General features: G+C 71.2%; 20 protein-coding genes and 1 pseudogene. 4 read left to right on the forward strand and 17 right to left on the reverse strand.

Annotation, left to right across the window (positions count from 1 at the left end; genetic code table 11):
* Positions 1 to 22 precede the first annotated feature (22 nt).
* From ABZ321_RS52490 to ABZ321_RS52530, 9 genes are all read right to left on the reverse strand, one after another.
* Entirely contained in the window at positions 23 to 1,252 is a 1,230-nt protein-coding gene (locus ABZ321_RS52490; protein ID WP_354903925.1) for an MCE family protein, read from the reverse strand.
* The gene (locus ABZ321_RS52495; protein WP_354903926.1) at positions 1,249 to 2,661 is read right to left on the reverse strand and encodes an MCE family protein; all 1,413 of its coding nucleotides are present in this window, start codon (positions 2,659 to 2,661) and stop codon (positions 1,249 to 1,251) included. Before ABZ321_RS52495 ends, ABZ321_RS52490 begins: the two co-directional genes overlap by 4 nt.
* Complete coding sequence (locus tag ABZ321_RS52500) at positions 2,658 to 3,890, reverse strand: MCE family protein (RefSeq protein ID WP_354903928.1); 1,233 nt, start codon at positions 3,888 to 3,890, stop codon at positions 2,658 to 2,660. The genes ABZ321_RS52495 and ABZ321_RS52500 overlap by 4 nt, the downstream gene beginning before the upstream one ends.
* A gap of 1 nt (position 3,891) precedes the next feature.
* The gene (locus ABZ321_RS52505) at positions 3,892 to 4,881 is read right to left on the reverse strand and encodes an MCE family protein (RefSeq protein WP_354903929.1); all 990 of its coding nucleotides are present in this window, start codon (positions 4,879 to 4,881) and stop codon (positions 3,892 to 3,894) included.
* Positions 4,878 to 5,915 carry an MCE family protein gene (locus ABZ321_RS52510; protein ID WP_354903931.1) on the reverse strand — a complete coding sequence of 346 codons (1,038 nt, stop codon included), beginning with the start codon at positions 5,913 to 5,915 and terminating at the stop codon, positions 4,878 to 4,880. The genes ABZ321_RS52505 and ABZ321_RS52510 overlap by 4 nt, the downstream gene beginning before the upstream one ends.
* Before the next feature lie 80 nt (positions 5,916 to 5,995).
* Entirely contained in the window at positions 5,996 to 7,288 is a 1,293-nt protein-coding gene (locus ABZ321_RS52515) for an MCE family protein (protein WP_354903932.1), read from the reverse strand.
* A complete protein-coding gene (locus tag ABZ321_RS52520) occupies positions 7,285 to 8,088 on the reverse strand; it encodes an ABC transporter permease (RefSeq protein WP_354903933.1) in 804 nt (267 codons plus the stop codon). Before ABZ321_RS52520 ends, ABZ321_RS52515 begins: the two co-directional genes overlap by 4 nt.
* Position 8,089: 1 nt before the next feature.
* Positions 8,090 to 8,851, reverse strand: a complete 762-nt coding sequence (locus tag ABZ321_RS52525; protein ID WP_344508909.1) for an ABC transporter permease — start codon at positions 8,849 to 8,851, stop codon at positions 8,090 to 8,092.
* Positions 8,848 to 9,801 carry an ABC transporter ATP-binding protein gene (locus tag ABZ321_RS52530; RefSeq protein ID WP_354903935.1) on the reverse strand — a complete coding sequence of 318 codons (954 nt, stop codon included), beginning with the start codon at positions 9,799 to 9,801 and terminating at the stop codon, positions 8,848 to 8,850. Before ABZ321_RS52530 ends, ABZ321_RS52525 begins: the two co-directional genes overlap by 4 nt.
* Before the next feature lie 165 nt (positions 9,802 to 9,966).
* Between ABZ321_RS52530 and shbA the strand changes: the two genes are divergently transcribed.
* Together shbA and ABZ321_RS52540 are read left to right on the forward strand one after the other, a co-directional pair.
* On the forward strand, positions 9,967 to 10,545 hold the full coding sequence (gene shbA / locus ABZ321_RS52535) for an RNA polymerase sigma factor ShbA (protein WP_344508913.1): 579 nt from the start codon (positions 9,967 to 9,969) through the stop codon (positions 10,543 to 10,545).
* A 46-nt stretch (positions 10,546 to 10,591) separates the two neighbouring features.
* Positions 10,592 to 11,353, forward strand: coding sequence for an anti-sigma-D factor RsdA (locus ABZ321_RS52540; RefSeq protein WP_354903936.1), 762 nt, complete (start codon positions 10,592 to 10,594; stop codon positions 11,351 to 11,353).
* Positions 11,354 to 11,511: 158 nt separating this feature from the next.
* Here the strand turns inward: ABZ321_RS52540 and ABZ321_RS52545 are convergent, their stop codons facing one another.
* From ABZ321_RS52545 to ABZ321_RS52570, 6 genes are read right to left on the reverse strand one after another with little or no spacing between them, the layout of a single operon-like run.
* On the reverse strand, positions 11,512 to 12,261 hold the full coding sequence (locus tag ABZ321_RS52545) for an SIS domain-containing protein (protein WP_344508917.1): 750 nt from the start codon (positions 12,259 to 12,261) through the stop codon (positions 11,512 to 11,514).
* The gene (locus tag ABZ321_RS52550) at positions 12,254 to 13,477 is read right to left on the reverse strand and encodes a hypothetical protein (RefSeq protein ID WP_354903938.1); all 1,224 of its coding nucleotides are present in this window, start codon (positions 13,475 to 13,477) and stop codon (positions 12,254 to 12,256) included. The genes ABZ321_RS52545 and ABZ321_RS52550 overlap by 8 nt, the downstream gene beginning before the upstream one ends.
* A 14-nt stretch (positions 13,478 to 13,491) precedes the next feature.
* A complete protein-coding gene (locus ABZ321_RS52555; RefSeq protein WP_354903940.1) occupies positions 13,492 to 14,427 on the reverse strand; it encodes a BadF/BadG/BcrA/BcrD ATPase family protein in 936 nt (311 codons plus the stop codon).
* Positions 14,424 to 15,320 (reverse strand): carbohydrate ABC transporter permease, encoded by an 897-nt coding sequence (locus tag ABZ321_RS52560; protein WP_344508923.1) that lies wholly within the window; start codon positions 15,318 to 15,320, stop codon positions 14,424 to 14,426. Before ABZ321_RS52560 ends, ABZ321_RS52555 begins: the two co-directional genes overlap by 4 nt.
* On the reverse strand, positions 15,321 to 16,271 hold the full coding sequence (locus tag ABZ321_RS52565; RefSeq protein WP_354903942.1) for a sugar ABC transporter permease: 951 nt from the start codon (positions 16,269 to 16,271) through the stop codon (positions 15,321 to 15,323).
* A complete protein-coding gene (locus ABZ321_RS52570) occupies positions 16,250 to 17,500 on the reverse strand; it encodes an extracellular solute-binding protein (RefSeq protein ID WP_344508926.1) in 1,251 nt (416 codons plus the stop codon). Before ABZ321_RS52570 ends, ABZ321_RS52565 begins: the two co-directional genes overlap by 22 nt.
* A gap of 175 nt (positions 17,501 to 17,675) precedes the next feature.
* Here ABZ321_RS52570 and ABZ321_RS52575 point away from each other — a divergent pair, with 175 nt between their 5' ends.
* Complete coding sequence (locus ABZ321_RS52575; protein WP_344508928.1) at positions 17,676 to 18,449, forward strand: GntR family transcriptional regulator; 774 nt, start codon at positions 17,676 to 17,678, stop codon at positions 18,447 to 18,449.
* A 19-nt stretch (positions 18,450 to 18,468) separates the two neighbouring features.
* Here the strand turns inward: ABZ321_RS52575 and ABZ321_RS52580 are convergent, their stop codons facing one another.
* Both ABZ321_RS52580 and ABZ321_RS52585 read right to left on the reverse strand, forming a co-directional pair.
* Positions 18,469 to 21,228: a beta-N-acetylglucosaminidase domain-containing protein gene (locus ABZ321_RS52580; RefSeq protein ID WP_354903946.1), complete on the reverse strand. Its 2,760-nt coding sequence runs from the start codon at positions 21,226 to 21,228 to the stop codon at positions 18,469 to 18,471.
* Positions 21,229 to 21,792, reverse strand: a pseudogene (locus ABZ321_RS52585) (glycoside hydrolase family 20 zincin-like fold domain-containing protein); the annotation flags it as partial. It abuts the gene before it with no gap.
* 644 nt (positions 21,793 to 22,436) lie between these two features.
* Between ABZ321_RS52585 and ABZ321_RS52590 the strand changes: the two are divergent.
* Positions 22,437 to 22,697, forward strand: coding sequence for a hypothetical protein (locus ABZ321_RS52590; RefSeq protein ID WP_354903945.1), 261 nt, complete (start codon positions 22,437 to 22,439; stop codon positions 22,695 to 22,697).
* The last annotated feature ends 524 nt before the right edge of the window (positions 22,698 to 23,221 follow it).

A 23,221-nucleotide genomic window follows, 5' to 3' on the forward strand; every position in this document is an offset into this window, starting at 1 on the left:
ACTGCCTCCATCCGAAGGTGCGCTACGGGGCGAGCCCGGCGAGCAGGAGCTGTTTCCAGGACTGGTCCCCGGCGAGTCCGTACTGCCCGCCGGTCGTGCCGAACAGCAGCGGGTGGCCGTCCGTGCCCAACGCCACCCCGGACGCCGGGTCGTACCCGCCGGTCCCGCCCGATGGGCCGGGCGGTGGCGGGTCGCTGCCGCCCGGGCGCGGTGCGTTGTTCGTGCCCCGGACGCTCGAGCCCCGGGCCTGGTCGGCGGCGCCGCAGCGGGTGCCCTGCCCGTACTTACAGGGCGGTGGGTCGTCGACGTTGAGCACCAGGCCGAGGTGGGCGGTGCCGTCCCCGGGCGTGACGGTGAAGCCGCCGGCGACCGTCATCGGGTACACGACGAGGATCTGCTCGATGCCGGGCAGGCGGCGCGCCGCGACGCCGTTGACCGACACGAGGTTGCCCAGCAGCGTGCCGATCGTGGGGTCGAGCGCGTCCAGCAGCGTCACGAGTTCTCGGGCGGCGGGTGGCGCGTCGGTGATGAGCCGCCGCAGGTCGGGGTCGGACGAGCGCAGTGTCGCGGCGATCTGCGCCAGTCCGCTCGCCCATTGCCGGATCGCCGCCGAGGACTCCTCCTGGGTGGTGAGCACGGTGCGGCCGTCGCGCAGCAGGGTGAGCGTCTGCGGCAGGTTCGCCGACGCCTCCCGCAGGATCAGGTCGCCGGCGTCGAGGATGCGGCGCAGCGCCTGCTCGTTGCCCTCGAAGGCGGTGCCGAGCTCGTCGATGACGACGGACAGGGCGGCCGGGTCGACGGAGCGCACGAGCGCGTCGAGGTTGGCCAGCAGCGTCTCGGGGGTCAGTGGGACGCCGGTGCGGCTGCGCGGGATGACCGAGCCGTCCCGGAGGTACGGGCCGGCGTCGGTGTCCGGGCGCAGGTCCAGGAACTGCTCGCCGACGGCGGAGCGCTGTCCGACGACGGCCCGGGTGTCGCTCGCGACCCGGACGCCGTCGTCCAGCCGCAGCCGTGCCCGGGCGCCGCCGTCGTGCAGCGTGACGGCCTCGACCCGGCCGACCGGCACACCGCGGTAGGTGACCGGCGCGTTGGCGAAGAGGCCGCCCGCCTCGGCGAAGTCGGCGTGGACGACGTACCCGCGGCCGAGGAGCCGGTCGCCGAGCCCTACATACGTGACGCCGACATAGCCGACGCCGACCAGCCCGACCACGAGAAACGCCAGGACCTGCAGCTTGGCGGAGCGTCGGATCATGGCAGCAGCCCTCCTCCGAGAACGTCGGGCAGCCCGCCCTGCCGCCCGGTGACGGCGCCGGTCGCGGGTGGCAGCAGGCAGCCGGGCGACAGTGCGGTGCCGGGCGGCAGCACCGTTCCGGGCGGGAAGACGGTGCCGGGCGGCACGATGCCGCCGGGCGGGAGCAGGCTGCCGGGCGGTGCGACGCTGCCGGGCGGCAGCAGGGTGCAGCCCTTCGGCAGGTCGCAGCCGGACGGGGGCTGCCAACCGGGCGGCAGCACCCCGCCGACCGGCAGGCACGGCAGCGGCAGCACGCCGGGCAGCGGCGGCGTGGTGACGGGCGGCTTCGTCGGGCTCTTCCCACCCGTCCCCGGGTTGGACTTCCCCGGTTGTGCGCCGCCGGTCGCCGCGGGCGCCGGACCGGCCGGCGCGGTCGCGACGAGCAGGTTCGAAAGGATCGTCGGGGCGTCGAGGTCCGCGGTCGCGCCGAGGTTGACGAAGTCCCCGACGATCGCGCCGGTGATGTTGGGCGGGAAGGGGAACGTCAGCATGAAGTCCAGGGACTTCGGCAGCGCGTCGCCCGCCTTCACCAGCTGTTCGAGGATCGGCTGGACCGCGCGCAGGGACGCCAGCGTGTCGTCGCGGCTCTGGTCGACCACCTGGGTGCCGACCCGGCCCAGCTCACCCAGGGCGGTCAGCGCGAGGGTGAGCTGCTCCCGCTGGTCCTCGAGGACGGTCAGGCCCGGGGCGAGGGAGCCCAGCGCCGTGCCGATGACGTCCCGCTGCCGGGACAGCTGCCCGGTCAGGCGGTCGAGCGAGTCGACCGCGCGCACGATGTCGGCCTTCTGCTGGTCCAGGCCGCCGACGAAGGTGTCGAGCTGGTGCAGCGCGTCCTTCGCCTCCGGCTCGCGCCCGTCGAGAGCCTTGGCCAGTTCCTCGTTGATCGTCTTGAGCTGCGCCAGGCCGCCGCCGTTGAGCAGCATGCCCAGCGCGGCGAGTACCTCCTCGACCTCGGCCGCCCGCCGGGTCCGGGCCAGCGGCACGACCGCGCCGTCGGTCAACCGGCCGCGCGGCGGCTCGGTCGCCGGCGGGTCGAGCGCCACGTACTTCTCGCCGAGCAGGCTGGTCTGGCGCACGGCCGCGGTCGCGTTCGCGGGCAGCCGCACGTCCCGGGCGATCCGCAGCCGGACGCGGGCCGTCCAGCCGGACAGCGAGATCTTCTCCACGCTGCCGACGGTCACGTCGTCGACCTTCACCGCGGCCTGCGGCACCAGGTCGAGGACGTCGGCGAACTCGGCCGTCACGTGGTACCCGTCGCCGCTGGGCGCCCCGCCCGGCAGCGGGAGCCCGGCGACGTCGGGCAGCCCGCAGCCACCCACGAGGAGCGTGCCGGCGAGCATTGCGGCCAGGTGCCGTCCGGCGCGCTTCACGGCGTGCCTCCCAGGATGCCACCGACGGTGAGATCCCGCGTGACACCGGGCAGCTCGGGCAGTCCAGGTGGTGCCGGCAGTCCGGGCGCGGCCGGCTGGGCGGGCGCCGCGGCGCCGTTCGCGGCGGGCGGCGCGGCGGCCGGCAGCCCGAGAAGCTTGCGCAGCTGGTCGGTCAGCGGCAGCCCCCGGGCGTTGAGGGTCTGGGCGAGCGCGAAGCACTCCTTGGGGATCTGTTCCGTCGGCACGAGGTCGACCATGACCGAGCACACGTAGCTCGCCGGGTCGTAGGGCCCGAGCGCGTTGTCCCGCGTGTCGAGCGTCCCCGACGTGGCGTTGTAGGCCAGGTTGAGGTTCGACAAGGCCAGCGGGGTGACGTCGAGGATCTCGATGATCGCCTTCTGCTGCCGTACCAGGATGCCCGTCACGTCGGCCAGGGCGTCCACATCGGACTTCAGCGCGTCGCGGTTCTCCCGGATGAACGTGGTGACGTCGCCGAGCGCCGTCGCGAGGCTGCGCAGGGCGGCGGCCAGCTCGTCGCGCTCGCCGGCGAGCTGCCCGGCCACCGCGGCGAGCTGCTGGTTGAACGCCCGCACCTGCTGGTCGCTCTCAGCGAGTGCGGTGGTGAACAGCTGGAGGTTGACGACCGTGCCGAAGAGGTCCTGCCGCCCGTCGGCCACAGTGGACAGTGCGCGGCCGAGCCCGTCGAGCGTGGCGTGCAGGTTGTCGCCGTTGCCCTCGAGATTCGCCCGCCCGGCGGCGACGAGGTCCTTGAGCGCGCCGTCGGCGTTGGCGCCGCCCGGCCCGAGCGCCCGGTTGAAGTCGTCGAGCGCGCGGTAGATGTCGTCGATCTCCATCGGCGCGGCCGTGCGCTCCACCGGCACGTCGGCGCCGTCGCCCAGGGTCGCGCCACCGTTGTACGCGGGGGTGAGCTGCACGTACCGGTCGCTGACGACGCTGGGCGGGATGATCAGCGCCTGGGCGCCGGCCGGGATCCGCCGGTCGGCGTCGTACCGCATCTCCACGCGGACGGTGCGACCCTGGGGAGTCACCGAGACCACCTCGCCGATGTCCACTCCGAGCACCCGGACCGACGAGCCCTCGTGGATGCCGACCGTGCGGCTGAAATGCGCGACGAGACGCCGTTGCGGCCGCCCGCCCAGGAACACGACGGCTGCTGCCGCGGCGACGGCGAGCACCACACCCGCCGCTATGAGACGACGCCTGCGCATCTCAGCGCCCTCCCGTCGTCGGCTGGTACGGCTGGAGCAGCCCGCTGACGTACGAGTCGAACCAGCGGCCGTTGCCGACCACGTTCGCGAACGCGTCGACGAACGGCCCCATCCTCTGGATGGTCTGCTCGAGGTTGTCGCGGTTGCGTTGCAACGTGGCCACCACGCCGCGCAGCTGCCGCAGGGCCGGCTCCAGCTGCTGCCGGTTGTCGGCGATCAGGCCGGACAGCTGCGTCGCGAGCGCGTTGGTGCCGACCAGCAGGTCGTGGATGGCGTCCTTGCGGCGGCTGACCTCGGCCAGCAACGCGTTGCCGTCGGTGACGAGCTCGCGGAACTCCTCGTCGCGCGCGGCGAGCACCCCGGTGACGTTGTGCGCGCGGGCGAGCAGCTCGCGCAGCTCGGCGTCGCGGTCGCCGACCGTCTTGGACAGCCGCGACAGCCCGTCCAGCGACAGCTGCACACTCGCCGGGGTGTCGGCGAATGTCTGCGCCAGCGTGGTGAACGCGTTCGCCAGCTGGGTGGTGTCGATCGAGTCGAGCGTGTCGGCCAGGCCGGTCACCGCCTGGACCACGTCGAACGGCCCGGCGGTGCGCTCCAGCGGGATCTCGGCGTCGTCGGCGAGCCGGCCCGGCCCGTCGGGCGCGAGCGCCAGGTACTTCTGGCCCAGCACGGTCTTGATCCGGATCGTCGCGCCGGTGCGGGTGCCCAGCCGCACGTCGTGGTCCTCCAACCGGAACCGCACACGCACGTACGGTCCGGTGTTGCCCTGCGCCAGGTCGACGCCGGTGACCTTGCCGACGCGGACCCCGGCGACGCGGACCTCGTTGCCGGGGGCCAGCCCGCTGGCGTCGCGGAACGCCGCGCGGTACGAACCCTGAGCGGTCAGCGCGGCGAGCGCGTCGAGCTGGAACGCGCCGAGCATCAGCGCCGCCAGGACGGCCAGGCTGACCGCGCCGACCACGACCGGATTGCGTTCCCGGAACGGTTTCACGCGCCACCTCCCGGTTGCCGGCACCGCGCCGCCTGGGAGCTGAAGGTGGCGGGGTTGAGGTCGCCGCCCCCGGCCACGCTCACGTTGCCGTCGAAGTCGCAGAGGAAGAAGTTGAACCACGAGCCGTAGGACGCGACGCGGGTCAATGCGGTGTACCGCTGCGGCAGCCCGCCGAGCGTCCGGTCGATGACCGCGGCGTTGTCGTTGAGCGTGCCCGACAGCGTGCCGAGCGCGTTCACGTCGGCGGCGATCGCCGGCCGCGCGTCACCGAGCAGCGAGGCGGTCGCCCCGGTCAGCTGGCCGAGGTTCACCAGGGCGTCGCCGATCGCCAGCCGGTCGGCCGCGAGCCCCGACACGAACTGCTGCAGCTGGCTGATCGTCACGTCGAGGTCGCCGCTGTGGTCGTCCAGTGTGGACAGTACCGCGTTGAGGTTGGTGACGACCCGGCCGATCACCGCGTCGCGGTCGGCGAGCGTGTTGGTCAGCGATGCGGTCCGCCGCAGCAGGCTCGCCATCGTGCCGCCCTCGCCCTGCAGGACCTGGATGATCTCGAAGGCGAGTTGGTTGACTGCCTGCGGGGTCAGCGCGGTGAACAGCGGCCGGAAGCCGTTGAACAGCACGGTCAGGTCCAGCGCCGGGGTCGTCTGCGACTCGGGGATGACCTGGGACGGCCGCAACGGCACGCCGTCGCCCGGTCCCTCGCTCAGCGCCACGTACCGCTGGCCGACCAGGTTGCGGTACCGGATCTTCGCCCGGACGCTCGTCGTCAGCGGGATGTCGTCGGCCACGGTGAAGGCGATCTCCGCGACGGTGTTGCCGGCGACCTTGATGTCGCGGACCTCGCCCACCTTCACGCCGGAGATGCGCACGTCGTCGCCGACGAGGAGCCCGGTGACGTCGGTGAAGCGGGCCCGGTAGCGGGTGCCGCCCGTCGAGAACGCGCCCAGCGTCTGTGCGAGCAGGGCGGTCAGCAGCACGGTCACGGCCGCGAAGACGGTCAGCTTCACCAGCGGTGCGAGCACAGTCCGGTTCATGCGCCCTCCGCTTCGCTCCGGCCGCCCGAACTTCAAGCTGAGCCCCTGATGAGCGGCCCCTCCGCTGCGCTCCGGACCGCTCATGGCGCGTTCACCACCGCTCCGCGCAGCAGCGGGCCCCACAGCAGCACCGCGATGTCCGGCACCTCGGCGGGCGGCACGCCCATCGTCGCGCCCAGCAACGGCTCCAGCAGCTTGCGCTCCTCGGCGGTGCCTGCGTCGGCGGTGGGCAGCGGCGCCGCGGGGACCGCGCCCGGGATCAGCCCGACGGGCAGCTTCGACGGTCCGGGCCGGGCGGCACCGTAGTCGTACCCGTCGTTGATCGGGGTCGACGGCGCGGGGACGTGCGGGTCCGGCAGGCCCCGGCAGTCGGGGCCGTTCCTCGCGCCGTACACCGGCTCGTCCCTGCCCGGCACGAACCTGCCGTTGTCGCGGGTGATCTCCAGCGTGATGCGCATCCGCCCGGAGGCGAACACCTGCTCCACCCGCGGCTGCAGCGCGACCAGGCCACGCATCAGGCAGGGGTACTCCGGCGCGTACGCGGCCAGCAGCTCCAGGACCGGCCGGCTCACGTCACCGACCTGGATGAGCTGGTCGCCGTGGCGTTCGAGGAAGAACCGGGTCACGTCGGCGGCCTCCGTGCTGTCGGCGAGGAACGCGGCGAGCTGGGTACGCTGGTCCGTGACGGTCCTGGCGGTCACCGACGCGTCGCGCAGGATGGCAAGCAGGTCCGGCATCGCGCCGTCGTAGACGTCCAGGACGTTGGCGAGCCTGCGCACGTCCTCGGCGATCAGCGGCATGTCCTTGTTCAGCGCGGCGAGATAGCCGTCCAGGGAAACCAGCTGCTCGCCGAGCTGGTCGCCCTTGCCGTCGAGGGCCGTGGCGATCGCGCCCAGGGTCGCCGCGAGCTTGTCCGGCTGGATCGACTGCAGCAGCGGCAACGCGTCGTCGAGCACGCGCTCCAGCTCGACGCCGCTCGCGCTGCGGTCCTGCGGGATCACGTCCCCGTCGCGGATCGGGCGGCTGGCCTGCTGCGCGGGGGGCACCAGCGCGACGTACCGCTCCCCGAACAGCGTCTTGGGCAGCAGCCGGGCGCTGACGTCGGCGGGGATCTGCGGCACGAGCGCCGGGTCGAGCGCGAGCCGCAGCCGGGCGCCGGCGCCGTCGCTGGAGACGGTGCGCACCTCGCCGACGACCACGCCGTGCAGCTTGACCTCCGCGCCGGGGCTCAGCTGCATGCCCGTTCGGCTCGCCCGCAGCGTCACCCAGGTCGTGTCGTCGAACGCCTTGCGGTATTGCAGCACGGCGAGGCTGAGCGCCGCGCCGAGCAGCGCCACGAAGGCGAGGCCCAGGAATCTGTGCCGCGCGTTCATCCGGCGATCCGCACCGTGGTGGTCGCGCCCCAGATGGCCAGCGACAGGAAGAAGTCCACGACGTTCACCGAGACGATCGCCAGGCGTACCGCACGACCGACCGCCACGCCCACCCCGGCCGGGCCGCCACTGGCGGTGTAGCCGTAGTAGCAGTGCACCAGCACGACGATGACGCTGAACACCAGCACCTTGCCGAAGGACCACAGCACGTCCTCCGGCGGGAGGAACAGGTGGAAGTAGTAGTCGTACGTGCCGGCCGACTGTCCGAAGTAGACGATCGCCATCGTCCGGGTGGCGAGGTAGCTGGAGAGCAGGCCCAGCACGTACAGCGGGATCACCGCGATGAAACCGGCGATCATCCGGGTGGTGACCAGGAACGGCAGCGACGGCACGGCCATCACCTCGAGGGCGTCCACCTCTTCGGAGATGCGCATCGCGCCGAGCTGCGCGGTGAAGCCGCAGCCGACGGTCGCCGACAGGGCCAGCGCCGCGACGAGCGGCGAGATCTCCCGGGTGTTGAAGTACGCGGAGATGAACCCGGTGAAGGCGCTGCTGCCGATCTGGTCGAGGGCCTGGTATCCCTGCAGCCCGACCTCCGTGCCGGTGAAGAAGGTGAGGAAGCAGATGACGCCGACCGTGCCACCGGCGACGGCGAGCGCTCCGGTGCCGAAGCTCACCTCGGCGAGCAGGCGAAGGACCTCCCGCTTGTACCGCCGGATCGTCCGCGGCGTCCAGGCGAACGCCCGCAGGTAGAACGCCAGCTGCCCGCCGAGGTTGTCGAGCTGTCGCAGGACCGGCATGTCAGCTCCCCTTCTGCGGCACGATCTGGAAGTACACGGCGGTGATGACGAAGTTCAGCGCGAACAGCAACATGAACGTGATGACCACGCTGTGGTTGACCGCGTCCCCGACGCCCTTCGGCCCGCCGCGTGCCGTCATGCCCTTGTACGAGGCGACGAGCGCGGCGACCGCGCCGAAGCACAGCGCCTTGATCTCGCCGACGACCAGGTCCGGCAGCTGCCCCAGCGCCTGGAAGCTGGCCAGGTAGGCGCCCGGCGTGCCGCCCTGCATGACGACGTTGAAGAAGTAGCCGCCGGACACGCCCACCACGCTGACCAGGCCGTTGAGCAGGACCGCGACCAGCATCGTGGCCGCGATCCGGGGCGCGACGAGGCGGTGCAGCGGGTCGATGCCCAGCACCTCCATCGCGTCCAGCTCCTCGCGGATCTTCCGCGCCCCGAGGTCGGCGCAGATCGCCGAGCCGCCCGCGCCGGCGATGATGAGCGCGGTGACGATCGGGCCGGCCTCGCGAACCACCGCGAGCACCGACGCCGCGCCCGTGAACGACTGCGCGCCGAGCTGGCGGACCAGGGAGCCGAGCTGCAGCGCGATCACCGCGCCGAACGGCACCGAGACGAGTGCCGCCGGCAGGATCGACACGGAACTGACGAACCAGGCCTGCTGCAGGAACTCGCGCACCTGGAACGGCCGTCGGCCGAGCCCCCGCAGCGCGTCGAGGCAGAACGCGAAGAACAGCCCGGACTGGCGCAGCGGCGCGGTCATCGGACCCGCCCCGGTTCGGCGTGGAAGGATCCCGGCGGCGGGGTGACGCCGTGCTCGAAGCACCATTCGCCGGGCGGTCGCTCCGCCCGGCGCGGCAGGCCGTCCGACGGCTGCAGTTGCAGCGGGATCGGCGGCAGGGGCGGAAGCTCGGCACCGGCGTCGGCCTCGGCCTTGAGTTCGTCGGCGTCCTTCTCCTCGGCCATGCCGATCGGCCCGACCCGCTGTGCGTTGAGGAACTGCCGAACCACCGGCTCGGTGCTCGACAGCAGCATCTCGCGCGGGCCGAACATCGCCAGTTGGCCGTGGTAGATGAGCCCGATGTTGTCGGGCACCGTACGGGCCGTGTTGATGTCGTGCGTGACGATCAGGAACGTCGCGTCGATCTGCTGGTTGAGGTCGACGATCAGCTGGTTCAGGTAGGCGGTGCGCACCGGGTCAAGACCCGAGTCCGGCTCGTCGAACAGGACGATCTCCGGATCGAGGACCAGCGCCCGGGCCAGGCCGGCGCGCTTGCGCATCCCGCCGGAGATCTCCCCGGGCAGCTTCCGCTCCGCGCCGACGAGGCCGACCATCTCCAGCTTCTCCGCGACGATCGCCCGGATCTCCCGCTCCGGCTTTCGGGTGTGCTCCCGCAGCGGAAACGCGACGTTGTCGTAGATGTTCATCGAGCCGAACAGCGCACCGTCCTGGAACAGCACGCCGAACAGCTTCCGCACCTCGTACAGCTCCCGCTCGCCGAGGCGGGTCAGGTCGTGCTCACCGATCCGGATCGCGCCCCGGTCCGGCTTGAGCAGGCCGACCAGCGTCTTGAGGAACACCGATTTGCCGGTACCGGACGGGCCGAGCAAAACCGAGATCTCGCCGGCGGGCAGGGTGAGGCTCACGTCGGACCACACCGGCTGGGCACCGAAGGACTTCGCCAGTGCCTCGACACGCACCTCGACGCCCATCCGGCCCTCCTGCCTGAACCCGTTGCCTGTGACATCGCGGCACGGGCGCCCGGCGTAACACCGCGGGCCGGAATTCTTTCGCGACCACCCGTCCGGCTGGTGGGATCGGCCGCCGCCGGTTACCGTGCGGAAACCCCCCGGTAACGAAGGTGCGCACCCAACGCGATGACGGCAACGATCGAACCAGAGCTCGTGGACCGCGCCCTGCGGGCCGATCCGGACGCCACGGCGGCGCTGCTCGCCGAGCTGCGGCCCGGCATCGTCCGCTACTGCCGGGCCAGGCTCGGGCGGGTGGGCGGCGCGTACACGACCGCCGACGACATCGCGCAGGAGGTGTGCCTCGCGCTGCTGCGGGCGATGCCCAAGTACCGTGACCAGGGGCGGCCGTTCACCGCCTTCGTCTACGGGATCGCGGCGCACAAGGTCGCCGACGCGCAGCGCGCCGCCGTCCGCGACGCCGGGACGGCCCCGGTCGACACGCTCGCTGACCGGCCCGACGCGGCACCGGGCCCGGAGCAGCGGGCGCTCAGCACCGACCTGGCACGGCGCCTGTCCGGACTGCTGGCCCAGCTGCCCGAGCCGCAGCGGGAGATCGTCGTCCTGCGGGTGGCGGTGGGGCTGCCGGCCGACGAGGTCGGCGCGATCGTCGGCATGTCCGCGCCCGCGGTACGGGTCGCGCAGTCCCGCGCGCTGGCCCGCCTGCGTACGCTGGCAGGCGACACGTTGGGCGAGGTGGCGGCGTGAACGGGCCGGCGCGTAACCGCGCCGTCGAGCGGAGCGAGGTGACGTGGTGACGGAGCGCAGTGGCGAGCCGCCCGTCGACCTGGCCGAGATCCAGGCCGACGACGCGCTGCTCGACGCCCTCGGCCGCGGCGAACCGGCACCGGACGACGACGAGTTCGCCGGCCTCCTGGCGGGCTGGAGGGCGGACCTCGGCACCGACCTACCCGCGGACCTCCCGTCCGGCATCCCGGTGCCGCTGCCCGCCCGCCGCCGCACCGGCGTCCGGAGGATGCTCGCCGGTGCCGTGGCGGCCGCTGTGCTCCTCGGTGGCGCGGCGCTCGGCGCCCGTCATTCGGGACCGGACAATCCACTCTGGCCGCTCACCCGGGTGCTGTACCCGCAGCAGGCCCAAGCCCTGGCGGTGGAGCACACGATCGCACTGGCCGGCGACGCGGCGGCGGCCGGACACTACGACGACGCCCGCCGCCTGCTCGACGTCGCCGCGACGGACGTGGAACGGATCGAAGACCCGGCGACGCGGCAGCGGCTGCGAGACCGGATCGAGGAGATCCGCCGCTCCCTGCCGACGGTGACCGGCCCGGCCGCACCCGCCAGGACGCCACCCACGCCGGTCACCCCCTCGACCCCGGCGCCGTCGCCGGGCGTCACCACGCCGGGCCACACCCCCGGATCGGGCGGCGGGGACCCCACGACCGGTCCCGGTCCCCTCATCCCCGACCTGCCGACCCCGCAGGTGCCGCCGCTGCCCGGGCCGAGTCTGCCGCTGCCACCGCTGCCGTCGTCGTTGCTGCCCGGACTCCCCGGCTGAACCGACTCCAAACACCCCGCATGAACTCGAGCCTTTCAGGGACCAGCCGGTCTGTGGGGATGCTGGTACCTCTTGTGGTGCCGCATACCCGGAGGACGAAGAGCCGACGGGAGGTGGTCACCTTCTCTCCCGTCGCCTGGAAGCCTTCGTCAGGGCGATCAGGGTTCGATCGGGCGGACCTGATCGCGGTAGCGCTCGTAAAGGGCGCGGTTGTGCGCATCGCCCTGAGCGAGATTCGCGGACACGTGGACCGGCAGCTCGACGCCGCGATCCAGCAGCTTGCGGCAGACCAGTTCGGTGAGCAACTGCGCGATGAGGACTCCGGTGAGGGACGAGACCGCCCCGATCCGTACTCCAGGAATGATCTCCAGTGCCGCGTCGCCGGCCGGTGCGTGGTTGTCGATCACCACATCTGCCAGGTCAGCAAGATGCGGTCCCTGGGTCGACCGTGCACCGGCCGAGCGGGTGTGGGCGAGTGAGGTGACCGCGACGATCGGATGCGCGCGCTCGCGGGCCAGCGCCGCCATCTCGGTGATGGCGGCGTTGAGGCCGGAGTTGGAGACGATCAGGAAGGCGTCGTGCTCGGACGGTGCGGCGAGGTGGTAGATCCGCTCGGCGAGGCCGGATTCGCGCTCGTACGTCGGGTCGAGAATCGGCCCCGGGTCGGCGCCGCCGAACATCACGAGATCCTTGACCGCCAGCATGCTGACGGCGGCGAGCCCACCGGCGCGCCCCGCGAGTTCGAGGGTGACGATCCGCGAGTGGCCGGTCCCGAACGCCTGTAGGACGCCACCGGCAGCGATGGCGTCGGTGACCAACCCGGCCGCGGCCTCGATGGCGTCGAGTTCCTCGGCCAGAACCTGTTCGAATGCGTTCCGGGCGATGATGGCGTAGGCAGGCTCAGGCACTGGTCCTCCTGGAATGTTCACGGTCGCGGGCGGCTTCGACGGCAGCTTCAACGGCAGCCTCTACGACGATCTCGCCGCTGCCCGAGGTAACCGGACTGACATGGGTTTCGTAGCAGGGTTGCGTGTCGCGGGCGGGTAGGTAGCCGAGGTAACCGTTCGCATAGCCGAGGACCACGATGTCCCCCACCTGGTCGGGCGCTGCCGAACGGATCGTTTCGCCCAGCTCCAAGAACAGCTCGCCGGGAACGGCCACGACCGTAACCCCGTCGAGGTCCACCGCCTCCACCTCGATGACGTACGGTTCGGTGCGCCGGCGGGCGGCCTGTTCCTCCGCGATCCGCCGCCCCTGTTGCAGAACCCAGCGGATGCGTTCGTCCTCGACCCCCGGCGGCGTCTGTTGCAGGGCGACGTCGAGTTCCGCAGGCTCCTTGGGGGCGAGTGTGACGGTTCGCGAGATCGGTGGCCGTACCGGCGTCGGGGTGTCCCCGCCGACGTGCGGCAGCACCGGTTCGACCCGGCCGGCCAGCCAGGCGCCGAGTCGATTCACCTCATCCAGGCCCCGCCCCAGGCGGGTGTGTCGAGTACTGATGTCGCCGGCGGCGCCGGTGGCGACGACCACCCACCTGCCTGGTGCAGACAGCGCCCGGCGGATGCCGCCGTTCAGGTCCGCGCTCACATGGTTGTTGTCAGCGGGAAGGATGGTCGGGTGGACCGGAGAGATCACGACCAGCCCCACCACGTCGGTACCCGCGGTGACCGCGATGGTGTCGACGGGGATGTCCAGTGGGCCTGAGTCGGCGACGTTACGGCGACTCGCCAGCTTGGGAACCAGTGTGCGGGCGGAGCCGAGACGGGCGGCGCGTTCGGACGCCAGGGCGGACCGCGCGGCCGCGAGCGATGCGGCTTCAAGCCGGTCGGCGACGTGCCGTGGGGTGGCCTCGCCGCCGGGGCTGCAGCCCGCCTCGGGGCTCGCGTGGGTGTGGGTGGCGGCGACCCAGCAGGACTGCACGCCGATGTCCCGCACGGCGGTCCGGATCCGCTCGACGACGTCGACATTGACGCAGATCAGATCCGCGACCACCAGCGCGAACCGGTGGCCGTCGTCGGCGAACGTGACGACGTGGACCTCCAGCGGGTCGAGCACATTCTGGACACCGTCGGATCGGTCGGCATAGCCTCCCATGGGTTCTCCGGACACGGCCTCGATCCGCGCCACCCCGTGTCCGACCCTCATGCGTCGCCACCGGTTCCCTGGCTCGCGAGCAGGCGTGCGTAGGGGTCGACACCGCTCAGCAGCGCCGGACCACCATCAAGCGGCTCCGCTCTGGGGCTGACCAGGGGCAGCCCCCTGGTCTCAAGTTCAGCCGCCAGCGCCTGGTGGAGAGCGTTTCCCGGGGTCAGCAGCCGTCCGCTGAAGGACACCTGCTGGGCCGCCCGGCTGAGATCGAGCCGGACGGCTGCCGCCTGCGCCGCGTCGGCGAGATCGGTCGCCGCGTGGGCGCAGATCAGGCCGGCCACCGAGTCGGCCTGGGCGGCCGCGTCGAGCACGTCGCGGGCGAAGGCCGCGGTGCGGGAGATCATGGCGGGGTCCCGGTAGTAGCGCTGGAGTGACGCCAGGTCGATGCCGCCGAGTGCCGTGACGAGGCGGTCGGTCAGCACGGTTGTCGGTCCGACCTGGTCATGCGACGCGGTCGCGGCGCGCATTCCGGCCAGCCCGATGGCGTACGCGCTGCCGCGGTCACCGAGGTGCGGACCCCATCCGTCGAGCCGTACGTGGTCGCCGTCGGAGTCCACCGCGAGCACGGTCGTCCCGGTACCGACGCACAGCAGCACGCCGGGACCACCGAGAGCGCCGGCGTGCGCGAGGACACTGTCCTCCACGACGACGGCCGGGCCGCCGAACTGCCGCTCGAGGGCGAGGGCGAGACGCCGGCGCTCGGCGCGCTCCCCCGGTACCCCGGTCAGGCCGGCGACCACGCCGGCCACCTGTGTGGGTAGGGAGATCGTCGCCGCGGCGCCACGAACGGCGGCCAGTATCCGGTCGACGCCGTCCTCGTCCGGACGGTAGGAGAAGCCCGGGCCGATGCCGATCGCGCGGCCCGCCGGGGTACGCAGCAGCAGCCGAAGTTCCGACTTGCCGCCGTCGATGGTGATCGTCGTTGTCATCGCGACATCCCTGCGGTCAGCCCTGCGACAATCTGCTTGGTCGCGAGCGCGAACACCACGGCCAGCGGTACCACGGCGATCACGAGTCCGGCGAACAGGGTGCCGCGGTCGGTGGCGAACTCGCCGAAGAACCGGGTCAGCCCGACCGGCACGGTGTACTTGTCCACAGTGCGCAGCAGCACCAACGGGTAGAAGAAGTCGTTCCAGGTCGGCGCGAACTGGAAGACCGTGGCGACCGCGAGCGCCGGCCGCATCAGGGGCAGGACGATCGACACGAACAGCCGGCCCTCGTGCGCGCCGTCGATCCGCGCGGCCTCCTCCAGTTCACCGGGGAATCCCCGCATGAAGCCCATGATCACGAAGACCGAGAACGGGATTCCGCTCGCCGCGTAGAGCAGCACCAACCCGATCCGGCTGTCGATCAGACCCATCGACTGGAACATGTAGAACACCGGCAGCAGGCCGAGTTTCGCCGGAATCATCAACCCGGACAGGAAGAACGCCGCCAGCAGGGCGCGGCCCCGGAACTTCCACCTGGACAGGGCGTAGGCCGCCATCGCCGACACGGTGACGCACAGCGCCACCGAGGCGCAGGTGACGATCAGGGAGTTGACGAAGTACGTCGAGATCGACGCGGTCTGCCAGGCGCGGGCGTAGTTGGTCAGGTCGAACGAGCGGGGCAGGCCGACCGGTGTCCGGAGGATCTCCGCGTTGGGTCGCAGCGATCCGATCAGCACCAGCAGCAGCGGGCCGAAGGCGATCGCGGCGTAGGCCCACAGGAGCACCTGGCTGCCGGCGACGTGCAGCGGCGAACGCCGGCGGGTGCCGCGCGCGGGTGGGTGGTCGTCCCCGGCCTGCCGTGCCGCGCGGGGGGCGGTGCGAACGACGCTCATCTAGTGGACCTCCCGGCGGCGCAGCGCCCGCTCCAGGGCGAGGGAGACGCCGAAGATGAGCACGAAGATCAGCATGGCCAACGCCGAGGACTCTCCGATCGCGTTACTGCCGCCCCGGAACGCGGTCCGGTAGTAGAGCAGGCCCAGGACGTCCATGGCGCCGCCGGGTCCGCCGTCGGAACCGCCGAGCGCGTAGACGAGGTCGAAGATGTTGAAGCATCCGATGAAGGTCAGCACGGTGATCACGCCGACCGCCGGCATCAGGAGCGGGAAGCGGATGCTCCAGAACGTCCGGGCCGATGACGCGCCGTCCATCGCGGCCGCCTCCTCCAACTCCTGGGGGATACCGGCCAGGGCGGCGCCGAAGATGAGCATCGGTCCGCCGATCCACTGCCAGGCGTTGACCAGGATCAGTACGGGCAGGGCGAGGTCCGGCTCGCCGAGCCAGGGGCGCGCCCAGGCGTCCAGGCCGATCGCCCTCAGCGCGAAGTTGACCGGGCCGAAGGTGGGGCTCAGCAGCAACGACCAGATGTACCCGACGATCAGCGGGCTGATCAGGTACGGAAGCGAGAAGAGCGTCTGGAACAGCCGCTTGCCCCAGGGGTTGCGGTGCAGGAGCACCGCCAGGCCGAGCCCGACGGTGTTCTGGATCGCCATGGTTCCGACGAAGAAGAGCACGTTGTGCCCGAGCGCGGCGGGAATCTCGTCACTCAGCGGGTAGCGAGTGAGGATCTCCCGGTAGTTGCCGACTCCGACGAACGCCCCCTGCCGGGTGCCGTCCCAGCGGAACAGCCCGTAGTAGAAGGCGGTGACGATCGGTACGACGAGAAAGAGGCCGTAGAGCGTGATCGCCGGCAGGCAGAAGGTCGTGATCCACCCGGCCGAGACCCGTCCTGCCCGGCGGCGTGGCCGCCGGGCAGGAGGGACCGTCAGTTCTTGGGTCGGAACCACTGATCGACCCCTCGTTGGATGTGCGCGGCCGCGTCGGCGGCGCTGCTTCGGCCGAGGACGTAGTTGGAGAACGCTTCGGAGGCGAGGTCCCAGGCGGTAGGTGTGCCGCTGGAGAAGTACGCGTAGGTGACGTACGGGCTCGGGTTCGCCTGGTACGCCTTGAGGGCCTGGGCCAGGAGTTCGTCCTGCGGCTCGACGCCGGGCACCGGGGAGATCTGACCGAGCTCGGTGGACAGTGCCTTGCCGAATTCGGGGGTCGCCATCCACCGCACGAGGTCCAGCGCCGCGTCCCGGTGGGGCGACTTCGCCGAGACGCCGAACGAGCCGTCGACGTAGCCGGGCACGAGGGTCTTGTCGACCGACGCGCCGGGCGCCGGCGGCACGTTGAAGATGCCCAGTTGGAGCTGGGGGTCGGCCTTCGCGAATCCGGCGAGCTCCCACACGCCACCAGGGAACGCGGCGGCCCGCCCGGAGGTGAAGAGCGCCTGCGCGTCGGTGTAGCTCACCCCGGACGCCTGCGCCGGCCAGTACTTCTGGGTGCTCTTCCAGGTCTCGAGGGAGTTCACCCAGGGCGCGTCGGTGAACTTGGCCGAGCCGCTGAGCATCCTGGTGAGGTAGTCGGGCCCGCCGTACGTGGCGGCGCCGAAGATCTCCTGCTCGATCGGCAGCATCCACTTGTCGGTGACGGTGTTCGCCAGCGGGGTCACGCCGGCCCTACTGAGCTTGTCGAAGCCCGCGATCATGTCCGCCCAGGTGGTGGGGGCGGCGATGCCGTTGTCGGCGAAGATCTTCTTGTTGTAGATGACGTGCAGCGTCTGGATCGCGAACGGAACGCCGTAGACGCGCCCGTCCTTCTCGCCCCTCGCACCGTCGAGGACTGGCTTCGGGAATCCGCCGAGCTTGTCGACCTGGTCGTCGAGAGGCACCAGGCTGCCGGCGCCGACCAGCGGCTGGAGCAGTCCGTAGGAGCGCAGCTGCGCCACGTCGGGGCCGTTGGAGTCGGTGAGGCCGGTCTTGAGGATCGTGTCGTACTCGGTGTTCTTGTAGGGCAGGTACTCCACGGTTAGGCCCGGATGGGCCTTCTCGTAGATCTGGAAGATCTTCTTGTACGCCGCGACATCCTCCTGCCGCCAGCCCCAGACCTTCAGGTTGACGGCCTCGCCGCCGCCCTCGCCGCCTGGCGCGCACGCAGCAAGGGCGAAGGCGAGCAGCGCTGCCGCCCCTAACACACCGCGTCTTCCGGGCATCACATCTCCGATCGTCATGGCCCACCTGCTGGACGTGGCAGACCAGCCGAGACTAATACTGGTATAGACCGACGGTCAACGGTTGCGCCGGCCTCCCCCGCCGACCGGGCGGTTGCCCGTACGATGGCTTCACTCACTGAGGAAGGAGAGCTGGTCCGTGCCAAGACCGCGACACGAGCCGATCGACGGGGCCCTTGAGCCGCTGCCGGCGGAGCACCACGCCGGCAAGGGCGAACACATCAGGGACGTCCTCACCGCCATGGTCCTGAACTCGCGGGACGGCGCGCTGCTCCCCTCCGAGCGGGTCCTCGCCGAACGGTTCGGCGTCGCCCGGATGACCGTCCGGGGCTCCATCGACGCCCTGGAGTCGAGGGGAATGGTCCGGCGGGTCCCCGGGCGTGGGACCTTCGTGCAGCACCCCACGCTGACCCACTCGGAGATCTTCCGCTCGTTCAGCGAGGACATGCGGATGCGCGGCATGACGCCGGGCGCCAAGTCGTACCGCGCCCGCACCCGCCCGGCCACCCGACTGGTCGCCGCCAACCTCGACATCGCCCCCGGCGACCCAACCCACTACATCGAGCGGATCCGTACGGCGGACGGCATCCCGATGGCGCTGGAGCGCACGAACCTCGCCGCGGCACGCTTCCCCAGCCTGCTGAAGGTGATGGAGCGCGACGACTCGCTGTACGAGGTCCTGAGCCGCGTCTTCGGGGTGCGACTCGAATCGGCGCGGCAGACCGTCACCATCGCCCGGCTCGCCGACACCGAGGCGCAGCGGCTCGAGGTCGGCGAGGACAGCCCGGCGTTCCTGATCGAGCGCATCTCCGTCGACAACATGGGGAAGGTCGTGGAATACGGCCGATCGCTCTACCGCGGCGACCGCTACGCCATCCAGATGCACGTCAGCCCCCCGACGCAGGGCGGCTGACGCGCATCCGGAGGACGGGTCAGCGAAGACCGGTGAGGTAGTGCGCCTCGAGTTCGGCCGCGGTCAGGGCACGGTCGTAGATCGCCGCCTCGTCGAGGTCGCCGAGCAGCCGCTGGTTCGCGTCGTCGCCGCGGCCGCCGAGCTTGACGCTCCCCGTACCGCTGCCGGGTGACACCGACGTCGCGACGCTGTTGTCCGCCACGCCGTCGATGTACACGGTCAGCCGTGACCCGTCGAAGACGGCGGCGACGTGGTGCCACGTGTTCGCCGTCAGCCTGGTACGACCCGTCACCAGGCCGTATCCCTTTCCGGCAGCGCCCAGCGACCACGCCTGCAGGACGCCGTCGGCCACCCGCAGCGCGTACCCGTTGACCGCCGGCCCGGTGTAGCTCTCGATGACCGCCTGCCCAGGCGACGGGGCGAGCGCGTCGAGCTTCACCCACGCCTCCAGGGTGAAAGCGCCCTGGAGGTTGGTCCGCGGGCTCCGCGGCGCCTCGATGTAGCCGGCGGAAAGGTCTGCCGCCCCGTCACCGGTGATCGCGCCCATGGCGCCCGGCTTGGCGCCGGCCAAGTAGGTCCCGTTCCGCCCGCCGGCGGAGCTGTCCACCGCGGTGCTGGAACCGGCCGCGTCGCCGAGCCGCCAGTAGCCGGCCGGGTCGGCCCCGGCCACGAGGTTCGGGTAGTTCTGCTCCCCGACCAGGATCGGCAGCGACACGGTCACCGGTGGCTGGCCGTCCTCGGCGAAGGACACCGTGACCTGATGGCGGCCCGCCCCGGCACCGGTCGGGACGGTCACGTCCACCGGCACGCTCGCGACGATCGTGCGGCCATCCGGCTTGACACGGAACACCTGCGTCGCCGGGTCGACGGTCCAGCCGGCCGGGGCGGCCACGGTCACCCGGCCACTGATCCGGTGATCCGCGAACACCTCGAAGGTGACCTGGAACCGCTTCGTCTTCCCCGGCGCGATGAGCGCCCCGGGCGGATCGACCGAGACGGTACCGCTGAACACGTCGGAGTAGTGCGGGACGATCTCGTAGACGCGCGGGGCCGCGCTGCCCGACGCCCACCGGATCCGCACCGCGCTGGCCGGCAGGTTCGCCGCCGACACCTTGGTGAAGCCGCCGGCGAGCGGCCCGAGATCCACCCAGCCGCCGTCGACCAGGGCCTGGATCACACCGCTGGCGGGAGCGGTGGCCTCCTGCACCACGGTCACCGCCGACAGCCGGTGCGGCTTGGTGATCGGAACCGTGATCGCATCGCCGTTCTGCGGCTTGGCGGCCGCGACGTAGGCCGTGTCGTCCCGCCGGTCGGTCAGGTTGCCCAGCGAGGACCCCTGGGCGGCAGCCGGTAGTCCCGTGGGCGCCCCGACGTCGCCGTACCAGCGGTCACCGATGTAGCCGTCGCTCTGGGCGGCCGCGAAGCTGAGGAGATCGTCGACCGGACCGGGACTGATCTGGTGCCACGTCCGGTCGAGGATGCCGCGGGCGCGCGACTGCTCCCGCCGGGCTCGCCAGGCGGCTTCGCCGTCCCCCCTGTCCTGCGCCCGCAGGATGTCCACGGCTGCCCGACCCGCCTCACCGGTCACGCCGACGCGGTCCAGCCAGGGCTCGATCTGCTTGAGCAGCGCGGGATTGTCCAGCCGCGCCCGGAGTGTGGCGGGAAGTTCCGCCAGGCGGCGCATCTCGGCGTCGAGCTGCTGGAGCTGGGCGTTCACCGGCCGGCCGGCAGAGAAGTCGGCGATGAGCCGGCTGACGAGTGCGGCGAGCTCCGGCCGCGCGGTGTTGTCCAGGATGCTGGCCCGGTTGTTCTCCGCGAACAGCCGTAGCTGCTGGTACGCGTCGCCGCCGACGATCTGGAGCGTGCGCGTCCATGACCGCTCCGGGTCGTAGCCTGCGGGGTTCCAGGCGTAGTCGGCCTGCGTGCCGAGGGGGATGTGCGAAGCCTCCTGGTGCTGGACGAGTTCGTTGAACGAGATGCCGACGACGTCGCCGGCCATGCCGGCGTCGCGGTGCACCAGCGGGCCCAGCAGCAACCGGTTGGAGCTGTAGTCGTTGACCGGGTAGTTGTCCCAGAGCATGATCCGGTGCCGCGGCCAGGCGTCCTTCGCGGCCCGCAGGTCGTCTCTGGTGATGCTCGCCGAGACCACCTCCGGCCCGGTCCAGTAGAGGTCGACGTCGGTGCTCAGCAACTCGTCGAACCGGTTCTTGTACGGGGTACGGGTCATGCCCCAGTACTCGGTCGGCACGGCCACCAGGCGGCTGACGCCGGGACGCTTGTCGATGAACTCGCGCTGGACCAGGTTGGTGACTTCGGCCTGGGCGACGGCGAGCGGCGACGGATCGCCCTTGTAAGCGTCCCGGTCCTCCTGGCACGCGAAGTTGCCGGACACGTCGTCCCAGGCGATGACGTAGCTACGGACGCCGATCTCCCACAACTGTGCCAGGCGTGCCAGCAGCTTGGCCCGGTCGGCTTCGCGCACGTGGCAGATCCCCCGGTTGGGCGCCATGGGCGCCTCCGGCGAGATCCGGTACACGAAGTCGACATGGCGCACCTTCGCCAGATCCACGATCTCCCGCAGCCGGCCCAGTTCCGCCTCGTCGTACAGGGAGTCCCAGTTCGATCCGGTACGCAGGTCGTCAGCCGGTCCGTAGAAGAACTGGTTCATCTTGTGCCGGGCCAGGAACTCGATCTGCGAGCGCCGGTCCTCCTGTGACCACACCGGTCCGTAGAACGACTCCATGCCGCCGCGCACCCGGTATCCTGGCCAGTCCCGCACGGCCACACCGTCGAGGGCCGTCCGCGGGCCTTTCGCCACGAGCAACTGACGCAGCGACTGAACGGCGTAGAAGGTGCCGGCGCCGTCTACGCCGGCGAGGACGATCCGCGGCCGCCCGTGCCGATCGCGCCCGGCCGCCAGCACGTACCCTTCCCCAGGCAACCCCGCCGGCCCCTCAACCCCGAGTGCACTCAGTACCGTGGTGCTCGCCGACGTCTCGCCCGGTCCACCGAGGACGATCAACGGGCGCGACGTAGAAGTGTCCACGGTTCGCACGACCTTGGCCGTGACACCGTGCGCCCCAAGCAGCTCCACGAGCGATTCCTCGGCCGCCGAATCCACGGCCGTGCCCGCGACGACATCGACATCGCCGGGCAGTACGACGGTTCCCGGACGAGGCTCCACATGCTGCGGCATCGGAAGAATGCGCACCACATCCAACGGATCATCAGCCCGGGCCTCGCCCCGAGCAGGAGGAGGGTTCACCAGACCAATGGCAAGCGCGATCAATCCGGCGAACAATCCAGCGCGGCGATAGCCACGAAACGAACGCGACAACAGCATCGAACCTCCACTCTTTCAATTCGAGTCAGCGCATGTATCGATATGCACGCCGACGCGGCGGACACCGTGCGGGAGGCCACAAACGCTGACCGACCCGAGGTTCGCCGGCCCGGTGGGTCAACAGACACGCGGCCGACTGTCGGGATCGGTGTTCGCGCCGCCGTGAGCAGTCTTCCGGCGACTGGCCGGGCCGGGCCGGCGCAGCCGGACTCGTCGCGTGGTCGCAGGCATCACCCAGGTAGACCCACAGTCAACGTGACAGTCGCGACGCCGAACGACACCTGAGCTCTGCGCCGCGTCCTCGGATCCTCCAACCGAGATCAGTTGAGCCCAACTGGTCTATGCCGGTAACTAGAATCCATGCCACGCCTGGCCACGTCAACCCCGCCGCCCAGAACCGCAGATGCAGGCGGTCGGCCATCAACCGTCGGTACGCGGTGGCTGAGGCATCGCAGTCAGCTGTGGACCCGGTCGAGCACCGTGCTGCGATCTGGTGGTGAACGAACTCCTGTCGCAGGACTGCTACAAACTCTGCGCCTGCCGAGAATGCCATCCATGCCGGTGGTGGGCTCCGCCCGCTTCCTCTAGGCCAACACGTCGCCCGGCCGTCAAGATCGGAACGGAACGCGGCAGGATGAGCTCTCGTGCTGCTGCGCCTGGCATACCTGACTGTCACAAACACGTTCGCCGCGCTGCGGCTACTGCCGATGGGCGACCGGAACAAAGACGTCGAGATTCTGGCGCTGCAGCATCAGATCACCGTCCTGGAGCGGCAACTCGGCGCTGACCGAGTGAAGTTCGCACCCGAGGATCGGGCCTTCCTCGCCGCCCTTCTCGCTCCCCTGCCTCGCCACCTCTTGCGCCAGCTGCGACTACTAGTGCGCCCGGACACCGTCCTGCGCTGACACCGCGACCTGATACATCAACGTCACGCGCGCACCTGCCGACCCAAGCGGCCCGGACGCCCACCCACCGTCCGCTCCATACGCGCCCTCGTCCTACGCCTGGTCAGGGAGAACCCGAACTGGGGGGTACCGGCGGGTGCACGGCGAACTCGCCACCTCGGCATCAAGGTCCCCCCTCCACCGTCTGGGAGATCCTCAAGACCGAGGGCATCGACCCCGCGCCCCAGCGCGGCAGCACAACCTGGGCCGGCTTCCTGCACTCCCAAGCCGAAACGCTGCCCGCCTGCGACTTCATCGAGACCGTCACCCCGACCGGGCAGCGCCAGTACATCCTCGCAGTCATCGAGCACGCCAACCGCCGTATCCGCATCCACGGCACCACCGCGCACCCGACCGCAGGCTGGGTGGCACAGACCATCAAGAACCTCATGATGGACCTCGAGAACGCGAGCTGCCGGGCGCGCTACCTGATCAGGGACCGCGACGGGAAGTTCCCCGCCCTCATCGACGAAATCCTCGCCGAC

This window comes from Dactylosporangium sp. NPDC006015 (assembly GCF_040614215.1).
GTDB classification, from domain to species: Bacteria; Actinomycetota; Actinomycetes; order Mycobacteriales; family Micromonosporaceae; genus Dactylosporangium; species Dactylosporangium maewongense.